The sequence below is a fragment of the Pseudomonas sp. W5-36 genome (assembly GCF_046540455.1).
GTDB classification, from domain to species: domain Bacteria; phylum Pseudomonadota; class Gammaproteobacteria; order Pseudomonadales; family Pseudomonadaceae; genus Aquipseudomonas; species Aquipseudomonas graminis_B.
The window spans coordinates 383,101-399,873 of sequence record NZ_JAXCIQ010000002.1; the positions used below are offsets into that span (position 1 = coordinate 383,101).

The 16,773-nt window shown below is 61.5% G+C and carries 16 protein-coding genes; 4 read left to right on the forward strand and 12 right to left on the reverse strand.

Annotated elements, in window-relative coordinates:
• Positions 1–8: 8 nt before the first annotated feature.
• From SLW74_RS04685 to SLW74_RS04695, 3 genes are all read right to left on the reverse strand, one after another.
• Complete coding sequence (locus SLW74_RS04685) at positions 9–1,901, reverse strand: FTR1 family protein (RefSeq protein WP_410928266.1); 1,893 nt, start codon at positions 1,899–1,901, stop codon at positions 9–11.
• A gap of 228 nt (positions 1,902–2,129) precedes the next feature.
• Positions 2,130–2,756: a LysE family transporter gene (locus tag SLW74_RS04690; RefSeq protein WP_065987482.1), complete on the reverse strand. Its 627-nt coding sequence runs from the start codon at positions 2,754–2,756 to the stop codon at positions 2,130–2,132.
• Between the two features lie 139 nt (positions 2,757–2,895).
• Positions 2,896–4,806, reverse strand: a complete 1,911-nt coding sequence (locus SLW74_RS04695; RefSeq protein ID WP_296305941.1) for an ATP-binding cassette domain-containing protein — start codon at positions 4,804–4,806, stop codon at positions 2,896–2,898.
• A 46-nt stretch (positions 4,807–4,852) separates the two neighbouring features.
• Here SLW74_RS04695 and SLW74_RS04700 point away from each other — a divergent pair, with 46 nt between their 5' ends.
• On the forward strand, positions 4,853–5,320 hold the full coding sequence (locus SLW74_RS04700) for a TIGR02444 family protein (protein WP_410928267.1): 468 nt from the start codon (positions 4,853–4,855) through the stop codon (positions 5,318–5,320).
• Here SLW74_RS04700 and SLW74_RS04705 read toward each other — a convergent pair.
• Entirely contained in the window at positions 5,317–6,294 is a 978-nt protein-coding gene (locus tag SLW74_RS04705) for an AlgP family protein (RefSeq protein ID WP_410928268.1), read from the reverse strand. The two genes, SLW74_RS04700 and SLW74_RS04705, sit on opposite strands and share 4 nt — an antisense overlap.
• Before the next feature lie 179 nt (positions 6,295–6,473).
• On the opposite strand from SLW74_RS04705, the gene SLW74_RS04710 reads away from it, so the two are divergent.
• Positions 6,474–7,151: an FKBP-type peptidyl-prolyl cis-trans isomerase gene (locus SLW74_RS04710; protein ID WP_410928269.1), complete on the forward strand. Its 678-nt coding sequence runs from the start codon at positions 6,474–6,476 to the stop codon at positions 7,149–7,151.
• A gap of 80 nt (positions 7,152–7,231) precedes the next feature.
• On the opposite strand, the gene rsd is transcribed toward SLW74_RS04710, so the two are convergent.
• The 8 genes from rsd to SLW74_RS04750 form a co-directional block, all read right to left on the reverse strand.
• The gene (gene rsd / locus SLW74_RS04715; RefSeq protein WP_410928270.1) at positions 7,232–7,690 is read right to left on the reverse strand and encodes a sigma D regulator; all 459 of its coding nucleotides are present in this window, start codon (positions 7,688–7,690) and stop codon (positions 7,232–7,234) included.
• Positions 7,691–7,872: 182 nt separating this feature from the next.
• Positions 7,873–8,400 (reverse strand): disulfide bond formation protein B, encoded by a 528-nt coding sequence (locus tag SLW74_RS04720; RefSeq protein ID WP_410928271.1) that lies wholly within the window; start codon positions 8,398–8,400, stop codon positions 7,873–7,875.
• A 251-nt stretch (positions 8,401–8,651) separates the two neighbouring features.
• Positions 8,652–9,899 (reverse strand): heme biosynthesis protein HemY, encoded by a 1,248-nt coding sequence (locus SLW74_RS04725; protein ID WP_410928272.1) that lies wholly within the window; start codon positions 9,897–9,899, stop codon positions 8,652–8,654.
• The gene (locus SLW74_RS04730) at positions 9,896–11,038 is read right to left on the reverse strand and encodes a uroporphyrinogen-III C-methyltransferase (protein ID WP_410928273.1); all 1,143 of its coding nucleotides are present in this window, start codon (positions 11,036–11,038) and stop codon (positions 9,896–9,898) included. Before SLW74_RS04730 ends, SLW74_RS04725 begins: the two co-directional genes overlap by 4 nt.
• A gap of 49 nt (positions 11,039–11,087) precedes the next feature.
• Complete coding sequence (locus SLW74_RS04735; protein ID WP_410928274.1) at positions 11,088–11,861, reverse strand: uroporphyrinogen-III synthase; 774 nt, start codon at positions 11,859–11,861, stop codon at positions 11,088–11,090.
• Entirely contained in the window at positions 11,858–12,799 is a 942-nt protein-coding gene (hemC, locus tag SLW74_RS04740; RefSeq protein ID WP_065987491.1) for a hydroxymethylbilane synthase, read from the reverse strand. Before hemC ends, SLW74_RS04735 begins: the two co-directional genes overlap by 4 nt.
• A 160-nt stretch (positions 12,800–12,959) precedes the next feature.
• Positions 12,960–13,706 carry a LytR/AlgR family response regulator transcription factor gene (locus SLW74_RS04745; protein ID WP_065987492.1) on the reverse strand — a complete coding sequence of 249 codons (747 nt, stop codon included), beginning with the start codon at positions 13,704–13,706 and terminating at the stop codon, positions 12,960–12,962.
• A complete protein-coding gene (locus SLW74_RS04750; protein WP_065987493.1) occupies positions 13,703–14,785 on the reverse strand; it encodes a sensor histidine kinase in 1,083 nt (360 codons plus the stop codon). The genes SLW74_RS04745 and SLW74_RS04750 overlap by 4 nt, the downstream gene beginning before the upstream one ends.
• A gap of 146 nt (positions 14,786–14,931) precedes the next feature.
• Here SLW74_RS04750 and argH point away from each other — a divergent pair, with 146 nt between their 5' ends.
• Together argH and SLW74_RS04760 are read left to right on the forward strand one after the other, a co-directional pair.
• Entirely contained in the window at positions 14,932–16,326 is a 1,395-nt protein-coding gene (gene argH, locus SLW74_RS04755) for an argininosuccinate lyase (protein ID WP_192130685.1), read from the forward strand.
• 63 nt (positions 16,327–16,389) lie between these two features.
• A complete protein-coding gene (locus SLW74_RS04760; RefSeq protein WP_065987520.1) occupies positions 16,390–16,683 on the forward strand; it encodes a hypothetical protein in 294 nt (97 codons plus the stop codon).
• Positions 16,684–16,773 lie beyond the last annotated feature (90 nt).

The window sequence follows — 16,773 nt, forward strand, 5'->3', positions numbered from 1 at the left end:
AAGTGAATTTAGGCAGCGGCCGCGCGGCGCTTCTCGGCTATCCGGCTGCGGCCATACAGCACCCCAATCGCCAACAGCGCGATGGCTTGTGCGCCAAGGGAATAGGCATCGGCGTGAATGCCCAGCCAGTCGAACTCGAAGAACGGCACCGGACGCGTTCCGAAAATCCCGGCTTCCTGCAACGCCTTGACGCCATGGCCGGCGAACACCACCGACAGCGCGCACAGCAGCGCGGCATTGATACCGAAGAACAGCGTCAGCGGCAGCTTCGCAGAACCCCGCAGAATCACCCACGCCAAGCCGACCAGCAACACCAGCGCCGTGGCGCCCCCGGCCAATACGGCATTGTGGCCAGCGGGGCCTGCCTGCAGCCACAGGGTTTCGTAGAACAGAATGACTTCGAACAGCTCGCGGTAGACCGAGAAGAACGCCAACACCGCGAAACCGAAACGCCCACCGCCACCGACCAGGCTGCTCTTGATGTAGTCCTGCCAGGCGGCGGCATGACGTCGGTCGTGCATCCACACACCCAGCCACAGCACCATGACGCTGGCGAACAGCGCCGTCGCGCCCTCCAGCAGCTCGCGCTGCGAGCCACTGACGTCAATGACGTACGCTGCCAGCGCCCACGTACCCAGACCCGCCAGCAACGCCAGCCCCCAGCCGACGTTGACGCTGCGCACCGCCGATTGCTGCCCGGTGTTGCGCAGGAACGCGAGAATGGCGGCGAGCACGAGAATCGCTTCCAGCCCTTCGCGCAGCAGGATCAGCAGACCGGAGATGAAGCTCAATGAGGTGCTCAGGCCATCGCTGCCGAGCAGATCGGCGGACTCCTTGAGCTTGACCTTGGCATCCGCGAGTTTCTGCGCCGCTTGCGCTGCGGGCAAGCCGTCCTGAAGCGACTGCCGATAGGCCATGAGTGCTTTTTCGGTGTCCTTGCGCACGGTGGCATCGACGTTGTCGAGCGAGCTTTCGACCAGCTCGAAACCCTCCAGATACGCCGCGACCGACAGGTCATACGCTTGCTCGCGATCACCGGCCTGATACGCGGCAAGACTCTTGTGGAGGGTTGCGCTGGTGTAATCGAGGAGCTGAGCCGGGCCGCGTTGAATCTGAGGCGGCTGCGCGCGCTGGGCACGGAAGCTGGCAGCGGCCTGCGGCCCTTCGGCGGCACTGACCTCAGCGGGCGTTTGCCGCGCGAGATCAGCGAGGTTGTAGGGTTTTTCCTGCTTCGCAGAGGAATCCGCGCTGAAGCCTGCAAGGTAAGTGGCAACGTCCCAACGCTGCCGATCATCCAGCTGGTCCGCGAACGCTGGCATTTCAGTGCCTTCAATGCCCAGCCCGAGGGTGTTGTAGAGGTCGTAGAGACTCAGGCGGTCGAGCCGCGCCGGGTCCCGTAGATTGGCGGGTGGCGGCGAAAGACCAATCCCGGCCGGACCGTCGCCGGCGCCCGCATCGCCGTGGCACACCGAACAGTACTGCGCATACAAGGGCGCGCCACGTGCGGGATCCGGGGTAATCACCGGCGCCTGGCTGACTTCGTAGGCCACTGCGAGCTTCGCGCCGAGCTGACGTGCCTGACGGGCCACTTGAGCGCCGTCCTGCTTCTGGTTGACCGCATTCAACAGCGCTGAGACACCCTGCTCCAGCGCAGCGCGCTCCGGCCTTGCCGGCAACACGGCGATCGTGCCCTGCAGCGCCGCGAGAAACGCCACCTGCTCGCGGTATTCGGCGTCATCCACGACCTTGCCGTCCGCAACCGTCGCCGGGTAGTCCGCTCCGACGTAATCGAGCAAATGCAAAGCCTGAGCCGCGTCCTCGGCAGGCGCTGCGCAGGCTCCGACGCTGAACAGGCTCAACAGCACGAGGCTCAGGCAGGACAATAAGCGGGAGCGGAACATGGGGGTGGATCTCAAATAGGAATGCGAAGGGTTGCCATTGTTCATGTTAGGCGCCGAGGACTCAAGCGCTGCATTGATGGCAGTGACTCAACCGCAGGACTGGCTTTTAGCCGGGAAGAGGTCAGGTGTCACACCGCAAAATTGAGGGTGCTGCCAATGGCCTCTTCCCGGCTGAAGCCGGTCCAACCGATACATCGTGTGCATCCAGTGGGGCGGGCTTTTGCCAAATCAGGCCCGATGCAATGTGGCGAGAAATGCCGCGGCGCTGACGAACAACCCGGCAAAGGTGCGGTTCATCCGGCGTTGCTGTTTGGGGGTTTTGAGGGCGCGGAGCACTTTCGAAGCCAGGCCGGTGTAGCCCGCCATGACGATCAGGTCCACGCACACCATGGTCGCGGCAATGATCAGGTATTGCGGCAGCAGCGGCAGATGCGTGTCGATGAACTGCGGCAGGATCGCCAGAATAAACACCAGCGCCTTGGGGTTGCTGATGTTCACAAGAAAGCCTCGGCCCATGAGCACAAGGGGCTTGCCCACCGGGCGCACAGCCGACTCATCCGCCAGATTGCTTGGCAACGCACGCCATTGCCTGATGCCCAGATAGACCAGGTAGGCGACGCCAAACCATTTGATCAGCGTGAACGCCAAGGCTGAAGTGGCCAGCACCGCGCCAAGCCCGGCAGCAACCACGGCGATCTGCACGACGAGCGCGATCTGCAGGCCCAGAGCATTCCAGTAGCCGCGCCAGAACCCGTATTGCAGACCGCTGGACATCGACGCGATGGCGCCCGCGCCCGGAGACAGACTGATAACCCAGCAAGCGGCGAAAAACGCCAACCATGTTTCGAGCGACATCACGCACCTCAGGCAACGAAATCTTCGCCTAACCTAGTGTTTCCGGACCTGCAAAGGCCAGTTATTTCTGACTGTTGCGGCGACTTGGCCGACAGCTGTTCCGGTCGCCTGCGTTATACGACTAACGCAGGCCACACCATCAGGACAACGCTTCCAGCTCGGCCTGCATCGACTCCAGCAATTCCAGTGCTTCCATCCACGCTTCTTCCAGCTCGGATTCACGTGACTTGAGCTTGGCCTGATCCGCCAACAGGTCGCGCAGCTTGTCTTTGTTGGCCGCCTCGTAAATGCCGCTGTCGCCCAGGGCCACTTCGATCTTCGCCAGTTTCTCATGCAGCGTGCCGAGCTCTTTTTCAAGCTTGTCGGCCTCGCGCTTGTGCGGCGCGAGTTGCTGGCGCAATGCGGCGGCCTGCTGTCGCTGCGCTTTCTTGTCGGTCTTGTCGACATTCACCGGCGTGTTACTGGTCGGCGCATTGCGCAGGCGATAGTCCACCAGCCACCGCGCGTAGTCGTCCAGATCGCCATCGAACTCCTGAACAAGGCCATCGGCGACGAGGAGGAAATTATCCGTCGTGCTCTTGAGCAAATGCCGATCGTGTGAGACCACCAGCACCGCGCCACTGAACTCCTGAAGCGCCATGGTCAGGGCCAGGCGCATTTCCAGATCCAGGTGGTTGGTCGGTTCGTCGAGCAGCAGCAGGTTGGGTTTGTCCCATGCAATCAGAGCCAGCGCCAGCCGCGCTTTCTCGCCACCGGAGAAATTCAGCACCGGCTCGTCGAGGCGCGCACCGCGGAAGTCGAAACCGCCGAGGAAATCCCGCAAGGACTGTTCGCGCTCGGTGGGCGCGATACGCTGCAGGTGCAGTAGCGGACTGGCCTTGGCGTCCAGGGAGTCGAGCTGATGCTGGGCAAAGTAGCCGACCACCGTGTTTTCGCCACGCACCATGCGCCCGCTCAACGGCTCGAGTTCGCCCGCAAGGTTTTTGATCAGCGTGGATTTACCGGCGCCGTTCGGGCCCAGCAAACCGATGCGTGCGCCCGGCGTCAGTTGCAGCTTCACCTTTTGCAGGATGGCTTTGTCGCCATAGCCCAGTCGCGCGTCAGACAGATCCATCAGCGGGCTGGAGATCTTGGTCGATTCGCGGAAGGTGAAGTCGAACGGAGAATCGACGTGGGCCGCCGACAGCTCTTCCATTCGCTCAAGGGCTTTGATCCGGCTCTGGGCCTGCTTGGCCTTGGTGGCCTGGGCCTTGAAGCGCGTGATGAATTTCTCCATGTGCGCGCGCTGGGCCTGTTGCTTGTCGTAGGCCTGCTGTTGCTGGGCCAGGCGCTCGGCACGGGCGCGTTCGAAAGCGCTGTAACCGCCGCGATAGAGCGTGATCTTTTTCTGCTCGACGTGGGCAACGTGATCGACCACCGCATCCAGAAAATCGCGGTCGTGGGAGATCAGCAGCAGGGTGCCCTGGTAGCTTTTGAGCCAGTCTTCAAGCCAGAGAATGGCATCGAGATCCAAGTGGTTGGTCGGCTCATCGAGCAGCAGCAGGTCCGAAGGACACATCAACGCCTGCGCCAGGTTGAGACGCATCCGCCAGCCACCGGAGAAATCGCTGACCTGGCGCTCCATTTGCTCGTTGGTAAAGCCCAGACCTGCGAGCAGCTTGCGCGCCCGCGCATCGGCCGTGTAGCCATCGGCGCTGTCGAGCTCCGAATGCAGACGTGCTTGCGCGGCGCCGTCCTGAGCGGCCTCGGCAGCCGCGAGGTCATGCTGAACCTGACGCAGTCGCAGATCGCCGTCGAGGACGTAGTCCACCGCCAGACGATCGAGGGTGTCGACCTCCTGACGCATGTGGGCGATGCGCCAATCGGCAGGCAGCAGGCAATCGCCATTGTCGGGGGTTAGTTCACCCCGAAGCAGCGCGAACAGGCTGGATTTACCGGCGCCGTTGGCGCCGATCAGACCGGCTTTCTGGCCGGCGTGCAGGGTCAGCTCGGCGTCTTCTAGCAGACGTTGCGGACCACGCTGTAAGGTAAGGCTTTGAAGTCTGATCATAATGGCGGCGGAGTCTACCAGCTTCGCCCAAAACAGGTAGATGACGATGCTCTCGGACCTATGGAGTTTCACCCTCGATTTCTATGCTCGCCCAGGCGTCGAGCAGGCGTGCCTGAAGCTGCAAGCCGATGGCGCCAATGTCTGCGCGCTGCTGTGTGGCGTCTGGATGGACCGGCGTGGTGTGCAGTTCCACCCGGAGCGGGCAGGACAAATCGGACAATTGGCCGACCCGTGGCACGAGAAGGTGGTGGGGCCATTAAGGGATGTTCGGACCCGCTGGAAGGCCGACGCGAAAGAAGACGAAGAGCTGACGGCGTTACGCGACAGACTTAAAACCCTCGAGCTTGACGCCGAGCGTGAGCTACTGGTGCGGCTGCAACGGCTGACCAAAGACTGGCCTGAGCGAGATGTTCAACCTACGGGTGTGTGGCTGGAAGCGCTGGCGGGAGGTGCTGCTCAAGCCAGTCCCGACGCGTTGCAGATTCTGCTTCGCGCCGGGACCGATATCGCTTAGGACGCGCTGTTCGAGGTCGAATCAGCGGCTGGAGCGCCTGGTGCAGGGGACACTGCCGGAGCAGCAGGCGCCGCGGCCGCTGGTTTGGCCGTTGCAGAGACAGCAGGCTTGGCGGACGGTTTTGCAGCAGTCTTCGCAGCGACTGGCTTGGCGCCCGCAGGCTTGGATGATGCTGTGCCGGCCGGTTTGGCAGCTGCTTTGCTGGCGGCAGGCTTGGCGGCACTGGCGGCTGGTTTCGCAGCAGACGCTTTAGCCGGTGCAGGTTTGGCAGCGGCTTTCACGGCAGCCGGCTTGGCAGCGGTGGTCTTGGCGGCCACAGCGGTTTTAGCGGCTGGCTTGCTCGCAGCGCTGGCAGCTGGTTTGGCAGCTGGTGCCTTGGTCGCAGCAGGCTTGGGGGCGACAGTTTTCGCAGTCACCTTGGCAACGGTTTTTTCGGCGACGGCTTTGACGGCGGTTTTAGCAGCAGGCTTTGCCGGGGCCGCTTTGGGTGCAGGTTTTGCTGGTTTTGGAGGCATTTTCACAGGCGGTTTTGGCGCGACAGGCTTGGCATCAGGTCGAGCCGGGTCTTTTGCAGCGCGATCGTTCAGCGCTTTGCCAACGGCTTCCTTCACGCGGCCAATGCCTTGGGCCAGCTTCAAGCTTTCCTGAGCATCACGCTTGAGGTTGAGGATGTAGCTGCGGGTTTCAGTCTGACGATCTTTCAAAGCGTCGAGCAACGACTCGAGCTCGGCTACGCTGTCTTTGGCCTTGCCTTGGGCCTTGGCTTTACCGGCGGCGGCAGCGTCCTGCAGTTTGGTGCGCGACTTGTGCAGTTTTTCCTGCGCCTTGCCACGTTGCTTCTCGAGTTTGGCGAGCAGTTTTTCAGCGTCAGCCAATGCTTGAGAGCAGGCGGTTTCGAGATGTTCGAGCAGGCTGCCCGACAGCTGTTGAAGCAAATGCAACGGAGTGTTTACTGGCTTCTTGGTGGCCGACATGACTTACCTCCTGGCTGATTTGAGTGCGGCCATACTAGACCTCCGCCCGCACCGCCGCTAGGGCATCTTGACACTACAATCCCCGCTCTGTTGCAGGACGCCCAAAAACCCGGCAATACCCGTCACGCTCGGGCCTCAGCGCTGGCATAATCGCTCACTTCCCAGGCCGGAGAGCATTCATGTCGCGCTACCTGTTTATGTCGTTGTTCCTCTTGGTACCCCTTGCTCACGCGACCGATGCTCCGGCGTCCGACAACACCCACGATCTTTCCTACAGCCTCGGCGCCAGCCTGGGTGAGCGCCTGCGCCAGGAAGCACCCGATCTGCAGTTGCCCGCGCTGCTTGAAGGCCTGCAGTCGGCGTATCAGGGCAAGCCGTTGGCGATCAAGCAGGAACGCATGGAGCAGATTCTCAGCGACCACGATGCCGCCCTCGCACAGGCTGAAAACTCCGGCCAGACCGAACCGCAGACTGAAGCGGCATTGAAGGACGAGCGCAAGTTCATGGACGCCGAGAAGGCCAAGCCGGGGGTTCGCCAGCTCGCGGACGGCATCCTGATGAGCGAGCTGACGCCGGGCAATGGCGCCAAACCCGACATCAATGGCCGGGTGCAAGTGAAGTACGTGGGCCGTCTGCCTGACGGCACGATCTTCGATCAGAGCCAGCAGCCACAATGGTTTCGTCTGGACAGCGTCATCGCCGGCTGGACCACCGCCCTCGCCGACATGCCAGTGGGTGCCAAATGGCGCCTGGTCATCCCTTCGGCCCAAGCGTATGGCGCAGAAGGCGCTGGCGATCTGATCGATCCTTACACGCCGCTGGTGTTCGAAATAGAGCTGCTGGGGGTGTCGCAGTAACACCGGCAGTGGCCGAGGCTCGCGGCGACAGACCATAAAAAAGGGTGCCCTTGGCACCCTTTTTTACATCAGAGGCCCTCTCAGACCTCTTCCTCAACCTGTTCCTTGTGCGCGTTGTGCAGCACTTCGATCAGGCAGTCTTCCAGTTCAAAGCGCTCGTGCAGCAAGCTGCCCAACTCCTTGAGTTTCTCGGCGACGCATTTGCCTTCGTCACAGAGATCGTTGAACGCCAGCAGCTTCTCGGTGATGACGTCGAGCCGAGGATAAATCGTGTCAGCCAGGTCGAGGCCTCGCTGGTTATTAAACGCCTTGGCTTCGTTGGTCAGCTGCTCGTAGATTTCGAAATGACCGGCCGACACGTAATCGACCAGGGTGCCGCAAAACTCTTGCAGGGGCGCGCGTTTTTCCGAAAACGCTCCCGGCTCTGCACTCAAGGCGTAATAAGCCGTGATCAGCTCGTTGCGCTCCAGCAACCAGCGGTCAACCAGCTTGTGAACCCCACCCCAGCGTTCCTGAGCGTTCTGACAACTTTCCAGCATGATGTTCTCTCTTCCCTTCAGGGGCATGCTGCTTCAGGCGCTTTTGGGGTACGTTCCGGGATTGTCGGAACCGGCCCGCAAAAGTGTCGACAGCAACATTGATCCGATGATGCGTGCGGCCCAGATTATGCCCGCATGACTAGCCCAGCAAGGTACGCAGGACACAAAGTTCATACAAGTGTTTAATCAGGAGTTCCCAGATCCATTGATCTGAATCGGCGAAACTCGATAAAAAGGTAGTACAGGGCGAACAGGCACAAGCCAGAGAATGCCAGCAGGCTCCATTCAGGCAAGCTGATGCCGAACAGCGACCAGTTGATCTCGGAGCACCCTGCACTTCCCGCCAGCACCATCGCCATGACCTTCAGGTAGGGCTGTGTTTCCGTCAGGTAGTGAAGGTTTTCAATGCATGCGGCCATGTTCTCGGGTGGCGAAGCCTGCAACCAGACCTGACGTGCCGCGACGCTCGCCCCCAAAGCGGAAGACAGTAAAAGAAAGCCGGCGTAGACACGCCAGCCAGATTTGCCCGGCGCGTGCAGCGCGGCGAGCAGGCACACACCTGCCGATATCGCCATGAGCACACGCTGAAGCAGACACATCGGGCACGGCGCCGCATCAACGACAGGGCCGAGATAAACCGTCGCTCCTACAATCGATGCGCAGGCCAGAAACGCCAGAGAGAACAGGGAGCGCGTACGAGCCAGCTGCATGGAAAATCCGTAACAAAAGACGAAGGCGGCTACGGTAGAGGAAAGCGCGAGTCGCTTTCAAGGCACCCAACGGAGGATATTTCTTTGTTGATGTAGGTAAATCCCGACGCCGTGTTTAAGACGTTATACCGGTAGCCCGGAGATCCTCCCAACAAGCCACACCAAGCACAGAAACGTCCTACACAAATCTGCGAATCAGACGCAGAAGAGGCCCGCTATCGGGCCTCTTCACGTTAACGTCTGACTTCAGCCTAAACGCGTGTCAGTGCTGGCAAAGGACGTGCAAGCAAACGCTCGTCCAGCAGACCCAGGCCTTCCTGAAACAGCTGATTGCTGCGATCGGTCTCGCCCAGCTGCGCAAGCAGACGGGCCAGTTCGGCACAGGCTTCAGGGTTTCGCTGCAACCTCAGACTCGACTCGAGATAGTCGCGGGCTTTACCCCACAAACTGCTTTGAAGGCACAGACGGCCCAGGGTCAACAGCAAGCCTGGATCATCAGTATGGCTTTTCAGCCAGCCTTCAGCGGCCTGCAGTTGCTTTCCAGGATCGGCGCCACGCACCAGTCCATACAACCGCGCGAGGTGGGTGTTGTAGTCGCGTTTCATGGCCGTGCGCAAGACTTCCTCAGCCTGCACATCGGCGCCCAGACGACGCAGTTGTTCGGCGTACGCCAATACCAGCGCGGGCTCTTGGCGCTGAGCCGAAGTCAGTTGCTGCCAGGCGTTTTCCAGCGACGGCAGACCCGTGGCGACGTTATCACCGTCGGATTCACGATGGGCCGCCAGCGAGAGATTTTCACCCCAGGCGCGTCGCTCCAGTTCAGCCAGTTCTTGCGCCGGAAGCACCTTGTCTTTTCGCAGCTCCGGCATCAGCCGAATCAACTCTGCCCACTCACCGCGTTCGCGGTACAGACGCTGCAACTGGCGCAATACCTGCGGGTTATGCGGATGGCGTTCTTGCATGGCCTGCAGGGTCACCAGCGCTCCGTCGAGATCACCGCGGTCCACCTGCAGTTGCGCGTGGCTCAAGGCAATGGCGAGCTCGGCAGGCGGCTGACGCTCAAGCGCGCGCTCAAGCAAATTGTCGCTTTCCTCGTAACGACCCTGCTCGTTCGCTGCCCGAGCGGCGCCGAGGTAATACAGCAGTGGCTGACGCTCCGCCTCGGCGGCACGATGCAAGTTGCGTTGCGCGCTGGCCCAGCGCCCTTCGGCGAGGTCCATCTGGCCTTGCTCGATCGCGTTCTGAACGCGACGGCTGCGGTTGCGACGCGACCAGGGATTGACCACCCCGCCGGAGGTCGTCAGCAACGTAATGACGACTCGCACCAGCCACAAAATGAACAGGACGGCGACGAGCAACGCCAGCGCTGCCCAGATGCTCGACTCGTAGCGGAAAGTGTCGTAGGAAATAAGCACGTAGCCCGCATGGCGGGAGATCGCGACGCCTATCAGCGCCGCCGCCACAACCAACACGAAGAGGATGACGTAAGCGCGCTTCATGGCTGCTTCCCAGGCTGCGCCTCATCAGTGCGTTTCTCCAGCGCACCGCCAACAGGCGTATGGCGCTGCTCGAGGTAGGCCTGAACCGCAGCCAGACTTTGTGTCAGATCAGGGGTGGCGACTGAAACCGGCTGTTTGCCCAACTCATCCAGACGCTGGCCGAGGGCTTTGCTCTGCTGGTTATCGCGATTGAAATTGTCGTCCAGGACGCTGCGCGCCTCGGCCATGGCTTTTTCGTAGACCGGGCCCTGACCGTTGAGCGCCGCCCATTGCGCCTGCTCGATCGCCAGGCTCAATGCCAGACGGACTTGGGTCAGGCTCTGACCTGCCAGCAACGGCCGGATATTTTTGTCCGCATGAAAATCGATGCGCACGAACTGGGAGATCTTGTCCCACCACTTGGCCCAGTAGCTGTCCTCGCTGCCATCGGTCAAACCGAACAGCGAGTCGCCCTTGTCCTTGTATTCCGGCGCCAGCTCATTCAGCTGCGCGACTTGCTCACGCACTGCCGCTAGTTGCAGGAACAAACCCGTGCGATCCGGTTGATCGACGCTGCGCAGCGCAGTCAGGCTTTTGGCCAATTGCTCGCGGGCGGCGAATGCGCCGGGATCATCCTGCTCGCGCAGGATCTCGTCAGCGCCCTGCACCAGCGCTGCAGCACTGTTGACGTCTTGCAGCGCAGAGAGCCTCAGGCTCGCCAGGCGCAGCAAATGCTCCGCCTCGGCGAGACGCCAGTCCTTGCGGCTGGCACCGAGTACGGTTTCTACACGCTGGCTCAGGCGCTGCTGATCACCCTGCAACTGCGTGACGAGGCGACGGCGGTCTTCCAGTTCTTCAGCCGGTGGCAGTTGCGCCAGGCGTACGGCAATTTGCTGCTCGCTCTGCTTGAGGGCTTGAGTCTGAGAGCCGATGTCCTGCAGCTGCCCCGACTGCTCCTGATGACCGGCCTGCATGGCGCGCAGTTGCCAAACGCTCCAGCCGCCAACGGCAACACCCGCTGCGCCCAGCAACAGCGCCAGTATGGCGAGCCCGTTGCTGCTTCGGCGATTCGACGGTTCTTTGTACGCTGGATCCGGCAGCGGCTCAGGTTTGGCCAGTACCGGTTCAACGTCATCTTTTGGCAAGACTGTTTCGCTCACGTGTCCATCCTTTGCATTTTGGGCGTCGCGTAATCCGACTGATCGACCATTACGCCTGTGAGGCAGGCGCGGTGTATCCGCGCAATGCTGCCAGCAAGGCCGGGGCGCTGGCGCCACGGCAGTCCACTACGTCAAGAGCCCCGGCAGCACGCGCCATTTCAGCGACCCGGGGGCTCGGTACAAACAAAGGCATCTGCGCAAGCGTAGGCCAGGCATCGCCCGCCAGCTCACGCAGATGCTCGAAACCCTGTCCACTGCTGACCACCAGCCCATTCAAGCGTTCCGCTTTAACCGTGTCGGGCAGCACGAAAGCCGGGTATTGCGGCAGGTGGCGACGATACAGCGGCAGGTAATCAACCATCACACCACGCTCCCGCAACCGCTCGGCCAACAGCTCGCGCCCTTCTTCGCCGCGCATGATCAGCACTTTGGGGTCGTAGCCCGAGACAGCTTGTTGAAACTGCGGCAGGTCGAGTAGCGCTTCGCTGTCGTCGCCGTGCTCGGGGAAGAACACGTGCAGACCATAGTCATCGAGGATTTGCGCGGTTGCAGCGCCGACGGTGAACCACTTCTGCATCGGCGGCTGCGGCCAGACTTCGTCAAGCATCGCCAGCCCAAGGCGCGCGGCCGGCTTGCTGACGACGATAACGGCGCAATACGCAGCCAGGTCGTAGATGATTGAACGGTTGGCTTCTGAAACTGGCAGAGGCTCGATCTCAAGCAACGGCAGGCTGGCGCCGTACACGCCGACCTCAGCCAGCATCTGCGCGAGAGCCTGCGACTCTTGAGCAGGACGCGTGAGCAGCAAACGCCAGGCCTTCACTCGTCGTCTGCCTCGCCATACACAGCTTTGAGAATCTTCGCCGCGCCTTGGTCCAGCAGCGCTTCGGCGACTTGTACGCCCAGCGTCTGGGCATCGACTTGTGGCGCGCGCGCTTCGGCGTGGAGCAGCACTGTGCCGGAGGGATCGCCTACCAGACCGCGCAACCACAGTTGCTCGCCTTCCAGCACGGCATAACAGGCGATCGGCACCTGGCATCCGCCGTTGAGGTGCTTGTTGAGCGCGCGCTCGGCGGTGACCCGCACGGCGGTGTCATCATGGTGCAACGGGGCAAGCAAGGCATGCACTTCGATATCGACGCTGCGGCATTCAATGCCCACCGCGCCCTGCCCGCCAGCTGGCAAGCTGTGGTCGATGCTGATGGGGGCCGTAATGCGCTCTTCGAAACCCAGGCGGATCAGGCCAGCAGCGGCAAGGATGATCGCGTCGTACTCACCTGCATCCAGCTTGGCGAGGCGTGTATTGACGTTGCCGCGCAGAAACCGGATTTGCAAGTCAGGCCGACGCGCCAGCAACTGAGCCTGCCGACGCAGGCTCGACGTCCCGACAACGGCACCGGCGGGCAATTCATCGAGACTGGCGTAGGTATTGGAAACGAAGGCGTCGCGCGGGTCTTCGCGTTCGCAGATACAGAACAGCCCGAGCCCTTGGGGGAAGTCCATCGGGACGTCTTTCATCGAGTGAACGGCGATGTCGGCTCTGTGCTCCATCAGGGCTGTTTCCAGTTCCTTGACGAACAGACCCTTGCCGCCGATCTTCGACAGCGGCGAATCCAGTAGCTTGTCGCCGCGGCTGACCATCGGCACCAGTGTCACGATCAGGCCGGGATGCGCCTGCTCCAGACGCGCCTTGACGTACTCGGCTTGCCAGAGGGCCAGGGCGCTTTTGCGGGTGGCGATGCGGATTTCGCGAGAAGACATGAACCGGTCCGTACTGAGTGAATGCGGCGAATAATAACAGCTCGGCCAGATCGGGCCGACTGACTGTATTCAATCTGCGCGCATCATGATCTCAATCAACGTGCGTACGCCATGCGACGGCGTGTCGCCCGCATCCCGGCATGCTCCTCGCGGCACACGCTTACAACTGCTGCATCATCTTGCGCACACCGGCAACGTGCCGGCGGCTGACGATCAACGCATCGCCATTGAGCCCTTTCAGGAACAACTGGAAATGGCCCAGCGGCGTGCGCTGCAGGCGTTCGATGCGTTCCCGGGCAACCAGCGCGTTGCGGTGGATGCGTACGAAACGGTCGCCGAATTCGTCTTCCAGGGCTTTAAGCGGTTCATCCAGCAGCACTTCGCCGCCTTCGTGGCGCAGGGTCACGTACTTGTGATCAGCGATGAAATAGATCACCTCGGACAACGGGATCAGCTCAATGCCCTTTCGGGTACGTGCGCTGATGTGGCTGCGCGGACCAGTGCCGCTTTCCGCAGCAGGCCGCGTCATCGCTGCCAGTTGCACACGGTTTGGCCGCTCGGCTTTGCGCAGCGCCTCCAGCAAGTGCTCGGGGCGAACCGGTTTGACCAGATACCCCACGGCGCTGACCTGGAAGGCCTCCAGCGCAAATTCATCGTGGGCCGTGCAGAACACGACGGCAGGCGGGGTGTCGCGCTCGCACAATTTTGCCGCCACCTGAAGTCCATCCAGGCCAGGCATGCGGATATCCAGCAACACCACGTCGGGTTTCAAATTTTCAATCAGCTGCAATGCTTCTTCGCCATTTGTGGCGCTGGGTTCCAGAACCTTGTAACCCTCGAGCTCACTTACCATACGGCTCAGGCGGTCTCGGGCTAGGGGTTCGTCATCAACGATCAGGACATTCATATAGCTCTGGCTTCCTGCGTGAGTCTCGCACAAGGATAGCGTAGACAGGTGAAGTGACGACCGTCTCGGCGCTCCACGCTCAGACTGGCGAGGGGGCCGAAAAGTGCCGTGAGTCGAGCGCCGATGTTTGCCAGGGCCTGCTGAGTGCCGCCTGGATTTTGTCGTAAGACGACCTCATCGTAAGGATTACTGACGCGCAATATAAATACTCCCCGTTCGTAGTCCGCCTCAACTCTGACCACGCCGCCTTCAACACGGGGCGCGATGCCGTAAATCAACGCGTTTTCCAATAATGGCTGCAAGGTTAGCTGGGGAATTGGCAAGTCGTCGGGAATTGCACTAACGGCCCAGTCCAACTGTAGACGCTCGCCAAGTCGATATTGCTCAATCGATAAATAGCGTTTCGCCAATTCAAGCTCTTCGCGCCATGTCGTGAGGCTGCCGGGCTTGCCCAGACTGGCCCGAAACAGGTCGGACAGATCAAGCACCGCCTGCTCTGCCTTGACCGGATCGCTGGTGACCAGGCTGGCAATGCTGTTGAGCGTATTAAACAGAAAGTGCGGACGGATACGCGCCTGCAAGGACTCGATCCTGGCCTGAAGCTCGGCCTGCTGCTGTTTGCGCCACTGACTCTGCAGGTAAAAGTACCGCAGCATCAGCGCAGACATGATCAAGGCGATCAAGGCGTAACGCAGGTACCGCTCGACGACGCCATCGAACGAGGTCGGCGGATTCACTTGGTAGTAGTCAGTCACGGCGGTGCACATCAGCGTCACGGCCACCACCAGCAGACAACCGATGCAGCCGGCCACGCCGGCACGCAGGCGCGCCAGCCAGGGCCGCAAGCCACACAGCAGCGCGGCGGACAACAGCACGATCCACTGCACGAAAAGAGAAATCAGCGCCAGCCGTACCCAGTCGAAATCCGGCTGCATGGGTTCGATGAGCACAAGTACGAAGACCAGCAACTCCGCCAGCACGACCAGCATCAGCAACGCCTGGGGCAGACACAGTTCCGGGAGGAAAAACTCTTTGCCGGGCGCACTGCTCTGCCCCGGTTGTTTGCGCTCGTTCTGCATGGCCGCCAGTCTCTTCGCTCATACCGTTGCGGGCAAGCGGCCGGGGATAAATAAACGGCAATGCTGTTATCATCGCCCGCGTCTTTAGAATCGGCCGGCGCCGGTTTTTCATCAGTTTCAGCCACCAGTACAGCAGCGAGCGAATCATGAGCACCGACAAGACCAACCAGTCCTGGGGCGGCCGCTTCAGTGAACCCGTCGACGCCTTCGTCGCACGCTTCACCGCCTCCGTCACCTTCGATCAGCGCCTTTATCGCCACGACATCATGGGCTCGGTTGCCCACGCCACGATGCTGGCCAAGGTCGGCGTGCTCACCGACGCCGAGCGCGACACCATCATCGACGGGCTGAAGAGCATTCAGGGCGAGATCGAAGCCGGCACGTTCGACTGGCGCGTTGACCTCGAAGACGTGCACATGAATATCGAAGCGCGCTTGACCGACCGCATCGGCGTCACCGGTAAAAAACTGCACACCGGGCGCAGCCGCAACGATCAGGTGGCCACTGACATCCGCCTGTGGTTGCGCGATGAAATCGACCTGATTCTGGCTGAGATCACCCGCTTGCAAGAAGGCCTGCTGGGCCTGGCCGAGCGCGAAGCCGAGACCATCATGCCGGGCTTCACTCACCTGCAGACCGCCCAACCGGTGACCTTCGGTCACCACATGCTGGCGTGGTTCGAAATGCTCAGCCGTGATTTCGAGCGTCTGGTGGATTGCCGCAAACGCACCAACCGCATGCCCCTGGGCAGCGCCGCGCTGGCCGGCACCACGTACCCGATCGACCGCGAGCTGACCTGCCAGCTGCTGGGTTTCGAAGCCGTCGGCGGCAACTCGCTGGACAGCGTCTCCGATCGCGACTTCGCCATCGAATTCTGCTCCGCCGCGAGTATCGCGATGATGCACCTGTCGCGCTTCTCCGAAGAGCTGGTGCTGTGGACCAGCGCGCAATTCCAGTTCATCGACCTGCCTGATCGCTTCTGCACCGGCAGCTCAATCATGCCGCAAAAGAAAAACCCGGATGTGCCCGAGCTGGTCCGTGGCAAAAGCGGCCGCGTATTCGGCGCTCTGATGGGCCTGCTGACCTTGATGAAGGGCCAGCCGCTGGCCTACAACAAGGACAATCAGGAAGACAAGGAGCCGCTGTTCGACGCTGCCGACACCTTGCGCGACTCGCTGCGTGCCTTCGCCGACATGATCCCGGCGATCAAGCCGAAGCACGCCATCATGCGCGAGGCCGCGCTGCGTGGCTTCTCCACGGCAACCGACCTGGCCGACTATCTGGTCCGCCGTGGCCTGCCGTTCCGTGATTGCCACGAGATCGTGGGTCACGCGGTAAAGCATGGCGTTGAGACCGGCAAGGATCTGGCCGAGATGACCCTGGACGAGCTGCGTCAGTTCAGCGACCAGATCGAACAGGATGTCTTCGCAGTGCTGACGCTCGAAGGTTCGGTCAATGCCCGCAACCACATCGGCGGCACGGCGCCGGAGCAGGTCAAGGCCGCGGTTGCGCGCGGCCGGCATTTGCTCGCCACCCGCTAAACCCATAAACGGCGTCGCCCGGTGCCGGCGATGCCATTCAATTGGCAGGACATCGAGAACGACATGAGCGACAACATTGAAATCGACGACGAAGAGTTCGCTGAAGCGACGCTGATTGAAGCCATCGAAAATCAGATCGAGAGCGACAACCCCCCAGCGGCCAAAGCCACCTACAACAAGCTGACTCTGGTGGGCATCGAGCGCGAAGAAATTCTGCAGATGATGGCCCACATTCTGGCGCTGGAGATCGACGGGATCCTGGCCGAAGATCGTCCGTTCAATACCGTCTGGTACGAAGCGGCTCTGCGCGCACTGCCCGACATGCCGCCGGGCGTGCGACTGGCGGAAGACGAGTAAAACCCGCCCAACATGCCGGTCGCTCAACCGACCTGACGACCGGCCAGATACTTTCTGCAAAATCCCCAGACCTGACTACACTCCAAAAGC

Excerpts from the sequence above, each read along its gene's own strand:
- SLW74_RS04685 (WP_410928266.1), bottom strand. The coding sequence starts at position 1,901 with ATGTTCCGCTCCCGCTTATTGTCCTGCCTGAGCCTCGTGCTGTTGAGC.
- SLW74_RS04690 (WP_065987482.1), bottom strand. The coding sequence starts at position 2,756 with ATGTCGCTCGAAACATGGTTGGCGTTTTTCGCCGCTTGCTGGGTTATC.
- SLW74_RS04695 (WP_296305941.1), bottom strand. The coding sequence starts at position 4,806 with ATGATCAGACTTCAAAGCCTTACCTTACAGCGTGGTCCGCAACGTCTG.
- SLW74_RS04700 (WP_410928267.1), top strand. The coding sequence starts at position 4,853 with ATGCTCTCGGACCTATGGAGTTTCACCCTCGATTTCTATGCTCGCCCA.
- SLW74_RS04705 (WP_410928268.1), bottom strand. The coding sequence starts at position 6,294 with ATGTCGGCCACCAAGAAGCCAGTAAACACTCCGTTGCATTTGCTTCAA.
- SLW74_RS04710 (WP_410928269.1), top strand. The coding sequence starts at position 6,474 with ATGTCGCGCTACCTGTTTATGTCGTTGTTCCTCTTGGTACCCCTTGCT.
- rsd (WP_410928270.1), bottom strand. The coding sequence starts at position 7,690 with ATGCTGGAAAGTTGTCAGAACGCTCAGGAACGCTGGGGTGGGGTTCAC.
- SLW74_RS04720 (WP_410928271.1), bottom strand. The coding sequence starts at position 8,400 with ATGCAGCTGGCTCGTACGCGCTCCCTGTTCTCTCTGGCGTTTCTGGCC.
- SLW74_RS04725 (WP_410928272.1), bottom strand. The coding sequence starts at position 9,899 with ATGAAGCGCGCTTACGTCATCCTCTTCGTGTTGGTTGTGGCGGCGGCG.
- hemC (WP_065987491.1), bottom strand. The coding sequence starts at position 12,799 with ATGTCTTCTCGCGAAATCCGCATCGCCACCCGCAAAAGCGCCCTGGCC.
- SLW74_RS04745 (WP_065987492.1), bottom strand. The coding sequence starts at position 13,706 with ATGAATGTCCTGATCGTTGATGACGAACCCCTAGCCCGAGACCGCCTG.
- SLW74_RS04750 (WP_065987493.1), bottom strand. The coding sequence starts at position 14,785 with ATGCAGAACGAGCGCAAACAACCGGGGCAGAGCAGTGCGCCCGGCAAA.
- argH (WP_192130685.1), top strand. The coding sequence starts at position 14,932 with ATGAGCACCGACAAGACCAACCAGTCCTGGGGCGGCCGCTTCAGTGAA.
- SLW74_RS04760 (WP_065987520.1), top strand. The coding sequence starts at position 16,390 with ATGAGCGACAACATTGAAATCGACGACGAAGAGTTCGCTGAAGCGACG.